This is a genomic window from Streptomyces sp. LS-MS-L19, from assembly GCF_058382285.1.
The window spans coordinates 4,054,583-4,065,653 of record NZ_JBYCLL010000001.1 but is presented as its reverse complement, the minus strand read 5'-3'; the positions used below and the strand labels follow the sequence as shown (position 1 = coordinate 4,065,653).

11 protein-coding genes are annotated in these 11,071 nt (G+C 71.8%); all 11 read left to right on the top strand.

Annotated features, from left to right (window positions below; translation table 11 throughout):
• Positions 1-16 precede the first annotated feature (16 nt).
• The 11 genes from AC2XR2_RS17935 to AC2XR2_RS17885 all read left to right on the top strand — a co-directional run bounded on the left by AC2XR2_RS17935 (position 17) and on the right by AC2XR2_RS17885 (position 11,070).
• Positions 17-499, top strand: coding sequence for a hypothetical protein (locus AC2XR2_RS17935; protein WP_491515588.1), 483 nt, complete (start codon positions 17-19; stop codon positions 497-499).
• A 3-nt stretch (positions 500-502) separates the two neighbouring features.
• Entirely contained in the window at positions 503-811 is a 309-nt protein-coding gene (locus AC2XR2_RS17930) for a hypothetical protein (RefSeq protein WP_491515587.1), read from the top strand.
• A gap of 84 nt (positions 812-895) precedes the next feature.
• The gene (locus tag AC2XR2_RS17925) at positions 896-2,173 is read left to right on the top strand and encodes a hypothetical protein (protein ID WP_491515586.1); all 1,278 of its coding nucleotides are present in this window, start codon (positions 896-898) and stop codon (positions 2,171-2,173) included.
• 10 nt (positions 2,174-2,183) lie between these two features.
• Positions 2,184-2,360 (top strand): hypothetical protein, encoded by a 177-nt coding sequence (locus AC2XR2_RS17920; protein WP_491515585.1) that lies wholly within the window; start codon positions 2,184-2,186, stop codon positions 2,358-2,360.
• A 160-nt stretch (positions 2,361-2,520) separates the two neighbouring features.
• A complete protein-coding gene (locus tag AC2XR2_RS17915; protein ID WP_491515584.1) occupies positions 2,521-3,165 on the top strand; it encodes a hypothetical protein in 645 nt (214 codons plus the stop codon).
• Between the two features lie 68 nt (positions 3,166-3,233).
• Positions 3,234-4,043, top strand: coding sequence for a hypothetical protein (locus AC2XR2_RS17910; protein WP_491515583.1), 810 nt, complete (start codon positions 3,234-3,236; stop codon positions 4,041-4,043).
• Entirely contained in the window at positions 4,034-4,642 is a 609-nt protein-coding gene (locus AC2XR2_RS17905; RefSeq protein ID WP_491515582.1) for a hypothetical protein, read from the top strand. Before AC2XR2_RS17910 ends, AC2XR2_RS17905 begins: the two co-directional genes overlap by 10 nt.
• Positions 4,639-5,037, top strand: coding sequence for a hypothetical protein (locus tag AC2XR2_RS17900; protein WP_491515581.1), 399 nt, complete (start codon positions 4,639-4,641; stop codon positions 5,035-5,037). Before AC2XR2_RS17905 ends, AC2XR2_RS17900 begins: the two co-directional genes overlap by 4 nt.
• A gap of 11 nt (positions 5,038-5,048) precedes the next feature.
• Positions 5,049-5,216 (top strand): hypothetical protein, encoded by a 168-nt coding sequence (locus AC2XR2_RS17895; RefSeq protein ID WP_491515580.1) that lies wholly within the window; start codon positions 5,049-5,051, stop codon positions 5,214-5,216.
• Positions 5,217-5,294: 78 nt separating this feature from the next.
• The gene (locus AC2XR2_RS17890; protein WP_491515579.1) at positions 5,295-5,825 is read left to right on the top strand and encodes a hypothetical protein; all 531 of its coding nucleotides are present in this window, start codon (positions 5,295-5,297) and stop codon (positions 5,823-5,825) included.
• A gap of 334 nt (positions 5,826-6,159) precedes the next feature.
• The gene (locus AC2XR2_RS17885; RefSeq protein WP_491515578.1) at positions 6,160-11,070 is read left to right on the top strand and encodes a phage tail tape measure protein; all 4,911 of its coding nucleotides are present in this window, start codon (positions 6,160-6,162) and stop codon (positions 11,068-11,070) included.
• The last annotated feature ends 1 nt before the right edge of the window (position 11,071 follow it).

Genomic DNA, 11,071 nt, shown 5'->3' with positions numbered 1-11,071 from the left:
CCCGAGGAGGGGCCCCATGTCAGGTACCAGCGGCAGCGTTTCGGCAGCGGCGGCGGCCGATGCCGAGTACGAGATCCTGTGCGACGTCCAGGCCAACGGCACCAGCCAGCCGTTCCTGCGGCACTACACCACCACCGGCACCGGCGCCCCGTCCGTGTCGGACACCGCCCTGGACGGCACCACGCCGTACGCGCCGACCGGCACCGTGGTGCGGTGCGGCACCAGCCCGAACCCGCAGATCGACAGCAAGGCGCAGCGCCAGACCGGCGCCGGGAACTTCACCATCCCCGCGGGTGCCCGGTCGGTGACGCTGCTGGTGTTCGCGGGCGCGCCCACCGTGGCCATCGGAGGGGACCCGGCCGTCCCGTTCCCGGCCGGCTCCTCGGGTACCTGGTCCGTAGACCAGGGCGGCAAGGGCGGCGAGGTGCTGGCGGACGCGTTCGTGTTCACCGGCGTCGCTGGCAGTGACTTCCTCGTCCTGTCCACGCGCGAGATCTAACCCATGCCAACCCGAGCCGACTACAACCCGCCCGCACCGCACCTGGAGCGGGCCACCGGCGTGACCGACTCGAACGGCCGCGTGACGTTCAACTGGCCCGCCGGCGCATTCGCCGCCGCGCCGGTCGTCACGCACTCGATCGAGGCTGCCGCGACCGGTGTGCGTACGGCCCGGATCATCGCCAACAGCGCGACGTCGACCACGTTCGAGGTGCTGGTGACCACCGGCGTCACGGTCCTCGGCATCAGTGTCCTCGGGCCCGGCGTGCCCGCCCAGGGCGTCACCGTCCACGCGCACGCCGTCGCCCCATAGCAGGCGCTGCTGCGCGCCTAAGCTCACACACTGCACGTCGCTGGTTTAGGGCCGGACGAGACTCCTTCCACCAGGAGCTCCACCATGGCCAACTGCTGCGGCGGAAAGCGCTGCACCTGCCGGGTCGTCGCCGGGGCCGGGACCACGGTCACCGGCAACGGCAGCGCGGGCAACCCGTACACCATCAGCGCAGAGGCTGGCGGCTCGACTGCGCTCACGGCCCAGGACACCCCCACCGCAGACCTGACCCTCACCGGCACCGGCACGCCGGGGGACCCGTACGTCCTCACCGCCGACGTGATCGTGGACCCGGCCCCGCCCGCCGGCGGAACCAACCTCCTCCACGCCGGACCCGACGGCCTGTTCGTGGAGTGCGCGGACGTACGCCAGTGCCTCACCGCCGGGGACGGCGCGAGCTATGACCCGGCCACGGGGGAGTTCTCGGCGCGCCTGTCCACCGACGCGGGCAACGGGGTGGTGTTCGGGTCGGACGGCGGCCTGTACGCCGCGCCCGGCGGCGGTGCGCCGAGCGTGGTCACGGCCGGGGACACCCCGACCCTCAACGCCACCGTCACCGGCACAGGGGCCGCAGGAGACCCGTACGTCGTCTCTGGCGACGTGGTGGTGGCCCCGGAGCCCAACGGCCTTGAGACGGCCGCCAACGGGCTGCTGGTGACCCCCAGCGCGGACGCAGGCAACCGGCTGGCGTTCGGGTCGGACAACCGCCTGTTCGTGCCGCCCGCACCGCCTCCGGAAGTCGGGTGCGGCCTCCAGGGCGACGGCACCGCCGCCGCGCCCCTGGCAGCGTTCCCCATCGCCGGGAGCCAGCCATGGACGGATGACTGGGACTGTGACCCGGTGGCCAACTCCACGCTGAAGTGCGACCCCACCAGCGGCGCCCTGTGGACCCCGCCCGAGCACACCAGCGCGGCCGCCACCCTCCAGCAGAACCACCCGCTGGGCACCCCCACCATCGGCGTCACCGGGTTCATCCTCGTGGACCCGTCCGCCTGGTCGGAGGGCACCTACACCGCCGACAGCCTGTCGGACTGCCGCGGCATCTCCTTCTCTGCCCGCTTCACCGGGCACGTGGAACTCACCTGGCCGGCCAACGCCCAGTTCGACCTCGGGTATGCCGTGCAGATCAACGGCGGCGCCCTGGCCGTACGGCAGACCCACAGCGTCCTGGCCAACGGCCCGGCCCGGCACGAGCGTTACAGCTTCGGCGTCTCCCAGGCCGTCGTCCTGCCCCCGCACACCGGCTATGCGGTGCGCGTCTACCCGGCGATCCGCGTCCTCGCCGGCACCGTGACCATCAACCAGTGGATCACCGACACCGACCTCATCGCGATCACCCGCTAGGAGCCTGCCCGTGCGCTACTACCTGGACGACAACGGCGGCTGGCTGACCGTCAGCGGCGACGCGGAGATGTTCGCCGTCATCCCGCCCGGCTACCGAGAGGTGACCGAGGCCGAGTACAACGAGGCGGCCGGCATCATCACGCTGCCTGCCCCGGAGCCCGACGAGGGCGCGCAGCGGGCCTCCTGACCGCCTGCTGCTGGCAGCCGGGCTGACCAGCCCGGCCGCCGCTAAACTGCTGGTGTCGCTGGCTTAGGGCCGGGCACGCAACATGTCGCTGGTTGAGGGCCGGACTCCTGCTCATAGGAGGACCGGCATGTCCTGCCCACTCATTGCCAACGCTGACGTCATGCGCGTAACGCGCTTGGACCAGTGCGGCAACCCCGTCCCCGGCCCGGACAACGGTTACGTCTTCGACTGCTTCGCCAGCCTGGCGATGAACAACAACAGCGACGACGGCGACGACATCGAGTACAAGGCGGCCAACGGCCGGGTGTGCGGCTACAAGAAGGGGTGCCCGACGTTCCGGGGCTTCGACCTGGAGCTCAACGTGTTCAGCGTCTCCCCGGAGCTGATCGAGATCCTGACGGGCAACCCGGTGGTGCTCGGCTACGACGGCAACCCGATCGGTTTCGACACCTGCTCCGTCAAGTGCGACACGGGTTTCGCGCTGGAGCTGTGGGCGGAAGTCCTCGGCGAGGCCTGCGTGGCGGGCGCCACCGGCCAGTGGATCTACTTCCTGCTGCCGTGGGTGAGCAACGGCCTGCTGGGCGACCTGGAGATCGGATCCGAGGCGGTCACCCTCCAGATCACCGGCTCCACCAAGACCGGCGGCAACTGGGGCGTCGGCCCGTACGACGTCCAGCCGGCGGACGCGGCGAACACCCCGGGGCCGCTGCTCACCCCGCTGGACGCCAACTGCCACCGCCGCACGTTCATCACCACCGTGGCGCCGCCGGTGCCGTCCTGTGACTACGTGCCGGTTCCGGCCTGACCTGGTGACCACCTGGCAGCCGCGCGGCTCCTGGCCGCGCGGCTTCCGCGTACCGAGGGAGGTGCCGCATGCCGCTCCAGACCACCGCGTGTGACCCGTGGCCGGTGGAGTTGTGCTGCGAGACGGACGGCGTCGAGGAGGCCACCCTGGAGCGGTGGCAGCGGGTGGCCACCCAGATCCTGTGGCGGCTGTCCGGCCGGCGCATCGGCGTCTGTGAGGTCACCGTCAGGCCGTGCAGGCAGGCGTGCCTGGACTCCGCCCCGATCTCGTTCCAGGCCGGGGTGGGCACCGGCCCGTGGGTGCCGTACATCGGCACTGACGGCCAGTGGCGCAACGCCAGCGCGTGCGGCTGCCGTCCCTCCGGCTGCTCCTGCTCGGAGCTGTGCGAGGTCAAGCTCCAGGGGCCCGTCCACTCCGTGGTGCGGGTCAACGTGGACGGCCAGGACCTGGTGCCCGGAGCGGAGTACCGGGTGGACGCGCCGAGCCTGCTCGTGCGCCTGGGCGGGGAGTGCTGGCCCAAGTGCCAGGAACTCGCCGAGCCCGAGGGCGCCCCCGGCACGTTCACCGTGACCTACCGCCTGGGTATCGAGCCGGACGACTCCGCCATTGCGGCCGTGTCGGAGCTGACCTGCCACCTCCTCAAGGGGTGCGGCGGCACCGGCTCCTGCGGCTGCAAGGCCAACCGCAACATCACCCGCCTCCAGCGCCAGGGCGTGGAGATGGAGATGCCGGACCCCACCCTCCTGTACAGCAGCGGCCTGACCGGCCTGCCCCTGGCGGACCTGTTCCTGACGACGGTCAACCCGGGCCGGCTCACCCGCCCCTCCCGCGTCTACTCACCCGACTACAACCGGCCGAGGAAGACGACATGGCCCTGAACCTGACCGCCGTGCAGGACGCGGCGGAGGCCGTGCTGGGGTGCGTGTGCGCCGCGTTGCAGGACGCCGCCGAGCAGGTGGACGGGCAGCCCGGCTGTCCGTGCAGGAGCTGCCTGGTGCCCGGCACCGTGGCCTGGGACTCCTGCGAGGACCCGTGCGGCCAGACGCCGGCGGACGCGGCCGGGGGGCAGCTGTCGGTCAACGTGGCCCGCCTGTACGCCTCCAGCGACTTCCCCACGGCGGACCGCACCCTGCCCGCCACCCAGGCCCGGGGCAGGCTCACGTGCGCGGCGCCCCCGGCCATGGCGGTGGAGCTGGTGGTCACGCTGCTGCGCTGCGCCCCCACGTTCGAGGAGGGCGGCTGCCCGCCCTCGTGCGAGGACTTGGGGGAGGCGGCCCGCATCCTGCACCTGGACATGGTGGTTGTGCGCAACGCCCTGGAGTGCTGCCTGCCCGCCGCGAGCGAGCAGCGGCGCGGCCGGGTGGTGTTCGTCGGGGAGTCGCGCACGGTCGGCCCGCAAGGCGGTTGCGTGGGTCTGGAGCAGCGGGTGACGGTGGCCCTGCCGGGCTGCCTGTGCCCGCAGGAGGGGACGCCATGAGCGTGGAGGTACGCATCGACCAGGGCGCCATCCGGCGGCTGCTGCGGTCCCGCAGCGGGCCCGCACGGCGCAAGCTGGAGCAGCGCACGGAGCGGGTGGCCCGCATCGCGGAGGCAGAGGCCCCGGGCAGCATGGGGGAGTACATCAGCACGGACATCGTGGAGGGCCCGCGCGGCCTCCAGGGCGTCATCGTGTGCGACCACCCCAAGGTGCGCCTGGTGCTGGACGGCACGCGCCCCCACCTGATCCGGCCGCGCCGGGCGAAGGGGCGCAACAACCGGCCGGCCGCGCTGCGGTTCGAGGTGGGCGGCGACGTCGTGTTCGCCAAGCTGGTGCGCCACCCGGGCACGCGCCCGAACCCGTTCCTTCAGCGGGCCCTGCGCCTGGGCCGGTAGGGTGCCCGCCCATGTTGATCAGTGAAGTGGTGGCCCACCTGGAGGCGATCCGCGCCGAGCGCGGCGACCTCGAGGTGGAGGCGTTCGCTTACGGGGACATCGTCACCTACCCGGTGGAGGCCCCCGAGGTGCGCCAGGAGCGGAGCGGGCGGGCGTTCGTGCTGGTCGCCGGTGGGTGACCTGCGCGGGCCGTTACCCTGATCTGCACGCCGACTGGTTTAGGGCCGGGCGAGGCACGGAGGACAAGGACACACCCCGTGGCAACCAAGAGTTTCGCCTTCAACACCGAACCCCACGTCGCCACCGTCAACGGCACGGAACTCCGCTTTGAGGCGGAGGTCATGGGCGATGAGTTCATGGACGCCTTCGGGGAGCTGCGCGACGCGCAGAAAGCCGCCCAAGGCATCGACCTGGAAGACCTGTCCACCCTGGACCCGGCCGCCCTGCGCGGCGCCTCGCGCGGCCTGCGCGGCTTCCTGGCCCGCCTGATGCTCCCGGCGGACGCGGAGCGGTTCCTGGCCCTCAACGTGGTCGCCAAGGACGGCGTGCTGCTCAGCAGCCACCAGGACTGGGACGAGGCGCAGCAGGCCGCGGACATCGTGGACGGGGCCCGGGTGAAGTGGGCCATGCCCATGCCGGACCGCATCCTGGTGGAACTCATGGAGTGGGTCACCGAGCTGTACGGAGGTGGCACGGACGCCCGCCCTACTGGGTCGTCTTCCGCCTCTGCGAAAGCATCGCCGCGGGGTGGGAAGGCTGGACCGGCGCGCTCGCGCTCGAAGGGGTAGACGCCCACGCCTGGCGGCTGCGCACCATGCTCTCGGCCGCGGAGGCCTCCATGGATGCAGCCGCGCAGGATGACGGGGAACGCGCCCGCAACCGGGCCAAGCTGTACGCCCCGCCCCGGAGCGCGCAGGCACCTCGTCGACCAGGAGCACGGCCAGCCGGCCGGGGGATGACCCTGGAGCAGGCCCAGGCGCTCATGGGCGCTGTAGCCACCGAAGACGCCCAGGTCACCGGTGGCCGTAACGGATAGTCTGGGACCAGGCCGGGCCGCGCGCCCTGGCCGCTCGCCGACTGGTTAAGGGCCGGGCAACCACTCACGAATCGTGGGGTTGCCCGGTGGCTGGCGAGGAAGAGGACTACGGCTCAGCCCGTATCACCATCGACCTGGACGACACGGCCGCGGTCGCGGACGCCCAGGGGCTCGGGCAGCGGATCCAGACGGCCCTGAACCGGGCCACCCGCAACATCGGCCAGCAGATCCGCCGCAACATCCAGCGCGGACTGACCAGCGCCATCTCCGCACGCGTGGAACCGGACCTCACCGGGTTCCAGGCGCAGGTCCAGGACTCCCTGCGCGGCCTGGCCGCCTCCGTCGACATCACCCCGGACCTGGACGCGCTCAACCGGCGACTGCGCGGCCACAAGCTGCCGGAACTCCCCGTCACGCTGGTCCCCGACCTCGACGCGCTCAACCGGCGGTTGCACGGGCACAAGCTGCCCCAGCTGGTGCTGGACGTCCTCCTGGACCTGGACGCCATCGACCGCAGGATCCGCGGCCACAAGTTCCCCCAGGCGCTCCTGGATGTGACCCCGGACCTGACGGGCTTCCTGGCCCGTATCCGTGCGCTGTTGGCGGGCGAGGAGGTGGCAATCCGGGTCATCCCCGACCTGGACGAGTTCGACGCCCGTATCCGCGCGCACAGGGCGCCGGACATCCCGGTGAACGTCAACCCGGACGCCAACCGGCTGACCCGCGCTCTGTCCGGCCTGACCCGTGTCGCGGGCAAGGTCGGCGGCGTCCTGCTGAAGGCGCTCAAGTTCGCCGCTATCGGGATCGCCGCTGCCGGCGCAGCTGCCGGGGTCGGCAAGTTCGTGGCCGCCCTGGCCCCGGCGGCCGGCCTACTCGCTGCCGTCCCGGCTGCGGTACTCGGGTTCCAGGCAGCCCTGGGCGCCCTCAAGCTCGCCCTGGCGGGCGTCGGCGACGCCTTCCAGGCCGCCCTGACGGGCGACGCCAAGGCCTTCGAGAAGTCCCTGGAGAACCTGTCACCCAAGGCCCGGGCGGCGGCCCAGGAGGTCCGCGCCCTCAAGCCCGCGTTCGAGGAGCTGCGCAACAGCGTCCAAGACGGGTTCTTCGCCCAGATCGAAGGGCAGATCACCTCCACCGCCAAGGCCCTGTCCGGCCCCCTCAAGACCGGCCTGACCGGCATCTCCACGGCGTGGGGCGTGGCGGCCAAGAACGCCCTGGGGTACATCAAGGGCGCCCAGGGCGTGGCCAACGTCCGCTCCATCCTGGGCGGCGCGCAGGCGGCCACGGAGGGCCTTTCCCAGACCACCAACAAGCTCACCGCCGGCGTCCTCCAGGTCGCCGCGGTCATCTCCGACAAGTTCGGCGCGGAGCTGTCCGGCGGCATCGCCAACCTGGGCCAGCGGTTCGGGGACTTCCTCCAGCGGATCTCATCCGGCGGCCAGGCCGTGGCCTGGGTGGACGGGGCGCTCAACGTCCTGGCGCAGCTCGGGGACCTGCTGGGCAACATCGGCCAGATCATCGGCGCGGTGTTCTCGGCCGGGAACGCGGCCGGTGCCGGGTTCCTCAACAACCTGCAAACCGTCACCCAGTCCGTAGCGGACTTCCTCAACTCCGCCCAGGGCCAGAGCGCCGTGCAAGACCTCTTCACCACGGTCGGCGCCATCGCGGCCCAACTGGGCCCGATCCTGAGCGCGTTGGTGACGCAGGTCGGGGCCATCGCGCCAGCCTTGGCGCCCGTCTTCACCGCGCTGGGTCCCGGGCTCGTCGCGCTGATCAATGCCCTGGGGCCCGCCCTGGCGCAGATCGCGCCCAGCCTCCAGACCGTGGGTCAGGCGCTGGCGCAGGGCCTGGGCCAGATCGACCTGGGGCAGCTCGGGACGTCAATCGCCTCCGCCCTGACTGCCCTTGCCCCGCTCCTGCCGCTGGCCGGGCAGCTGGTCAGCGTCCTGGCGTCCGCGCTCGCCCCGGTCCTGCAAAACGTGGCGACGCTGCTCCAGCCGATCATCAGCGCCCTGGTCGACGCCCTTCTGCCCGTTCTGCCCGGTATCGCCCTCGCGTTTTCGCAGCTCGTCACTGCCATGCAGCCCCTGGTGGCAGGCGCCGGACAGGCCGTCGCCCAGCTGTTCGAGGGGCTGTCGCCGCTGCTGTCGACCCTGGTCACCAGCCTGGTGCAGGTCTCGACCGCACTCGTCCCGGTTTACACCGCTTTGGCGGACGCGCTGCTGCCCGTGCTGCCACCCATCGTGGACGCCCTCAACGCCGTGCTGCTGGCGCTGATCCCCCTCCTGCCGTCCCTGGCCGGTCTGGTGGCCGCCGTAGCGCCGCTGGCCGTCCTGGTCATCCGGCTGACAGCCCCCGTCCTGCGGATCGCCGCGGCGTTCGCCGCCTGGCTGACCATCAAGATCGTCGTGCCCGTCATCCAGGACATCGTGGGCGCGCTCACCAGCCTGATCGGCGCCATCACCGCCGTGGTCTCGTTCGTGACGAGCCTGCCCGGCCGGATCTCCTCCGGGCTGTCGGCCGTGGCCGGGTTCTTCCGGGACGCCTTCACCGGCGCCCGCCAGGCCGTGTCGACCGGGATCGACGCCGTGGTTCAGTTCTTCACCGGCCTGCCAGGCAAGATCACTGCCGGGCTGTCGTCCCTGGGCTCCACCATCGGCCAGTTCTTCGTCAGCGCGTTCGCGACAGCCCAGGCCGGGCTGGCCGCCGCCGCCCAGGCCGTCGTCGACTTCTTCGTGGCGCTGCCGGGCCGGATCGTGGCCGGGCTGGTGGCGCTGCCCGGGCTGCTGCGTGGCGCCTTCACCAGCGCCGTGGCGTACGTCATCATCGGCCTGCTGAGCGCGCTCGCCGGCCTCGTGTTCATCTTCACCGAGCTGCCGGTGAGGATCTACAACGCCCTAGTCGGCCTGGGCCAGTTCCTGATCAGCGCCTTCGTCACCGGCTTCAACGCCGTGACGTCCACCGTGACCGGCTGGATCTCCACCACGGTGGCGTTCTTCCAGGCCCTGCCCGGCCGCGTCGCCGGGGCGCTGGCAGCGTTCGGCTCCTCCCTGCTGCGCAACTTCGTGGTCGGGTTCAACGTCGTACGCTCCGCCGTCACCGGCTGGATCTCCTCCACCATCGGCTTCTTCCGGGCCATCCCCGGCCGCGTCGCCGGGGCGCTTTCGGCGTTCGGCTCCTCCCTGCTGCGCAACTTCGTGACCGGCTTCAACTTCGTCCGCGGCCGGATCACCTCGTTCATCTCCTCCTCGGTCAACACCTTCCGGGGCCTGCCGGGCAAGGTGGCCTCAGCCCTGTCCGCCCTGCCGGGCCGCCTGGCGTCCGCCTTCACCAACGCCGCCGGCCGGGCCCGTTCCGCCGTGTCCGGGCTGATCTCCGGGATCGTGGACCTGTTCCGGGGCCTGCCGGGCAAGATCCTCGGCGCCATCGGCAACATCGGCGGCGAGATCATGGCCAAGGTCAAGTCCGGGCTGCCGGCCAGCGTGCGCAAGTACCTGCCGTTCGCCAAGGGCGGCATTGTCCTCGGCCCCACGCACGCCCTGATCGGTGAGGCCGGGCCCGAGGTCGTCATCCCCCTGACCGACCCCCGCCGGGCCGCCCAGCTCGCCCACCAGTCCGGCCTGTTGGGCATCATCGCCGGACAGACCCGCACCCTGGCCGCCTCCGCCACCGCGGCGACCAGCAGCAGCGGCGCGGCCGTGGGCGGCGCCGTGTCCACCCTGCGCTCCCTGCTCGCCGGCATCGGCAACCTGCTGGACAACGTGGGCGCCAACGTCGTGCAGGGCATGGTGGACGGCATCAGCAACAACGCCGGCCAGGTGGTGGCCGCCGCCGCGGACCTGGCCGACGGCGCCGCCGTCGCCGCGCGGGACACGCTGGAGATCCACAGCCCGTCCAAGGTGTTCCGCAAGATCGGCACGGACGTGGGCCGCGGGTTCATCGACGGCCTGACCGGTACCGCCGCCAAGATCAAGGCCACCACGGACAAGCTGGCCAAGGACATCATCGCCGCGTTCCAGGGCAAGAAGACGCGGCTGGATGACCGGCTGGTGGCCATGGTCGACGCCGGGAACAAGCGCCTCCAGTCCCTGGCCGCCCAGCGGGACAAGCTGACTCAGCGCATCGCGGACGCCCAGAAGTTCGCCGCGGACACCACCGCCCAGGCCTTGCAGGCGTTCTCCCTCCAGAACCTGAGCCAGGGCCTGGCGGACGGCCAGGCCCTCACCGCCAAGGTCCTGGTGTCCGGCCTTGAGGGCGCAGTGAACCAGGTCAAGACGTTCTCTGCCCAGTTGGACCGGCTGGCCAAGCGCGGCCTGCGTAAGGACCTGCTCCAGCAGCTCGTGGGCCTGGGCCCGCAGCAGGGCGCGGAGCTCGCGGCCGCCTTGTCCCACGCCACCTCCGACCAGCTCAAGCGGATCGACTCCCTCCAGGGGCAGTTGGCCAAGGCCTCCGGCAGCCTCGGCAAGACCTCCGCTGACGTGCTGTTCGACGCCGGAAAGCAGGCGGGCAAGGGCTTCTTGACGGGCCTCCAGGCCCAGCGCAAGAGCATCGAGAAGCTGATGCTCGACATCGCCAAGGGCATGCAGTCCGCGATCCGTACGGCGCTCAAGATCCACAGTCCCTCGCTCGTGATGCGCCGCCTCGGTGAGTTCACGGGCGCGGGCCTGGAGCTGGGCCTGGTGCGGCGTATGGCGGGGATCATGCGCGCCTCCACGGCGGCGGCCCGCTCCATGGTGGACGCGGTCGCCGGACAGTTCGGGCTGCTGCCCGGCCGGGTCTCCTCCTCCCTGGGCGCCGTGGGCGACCTCGGCCAGAACGTGGTGCCACTGACCCGGGCGCAGCGGACCCGCCAGGCCGGGCCCGCGGCAGCGGCAGCAGGCGGCGGACGGTTCGGGGCCGGAACGACCATCAACAACCACTTCGAGATCCGGGAGGTGGGCGACGGGCACGTGACCGCCCACCGCGTCGTCAACCGGCTCGTGTACGCGGCGGGATTGTGAG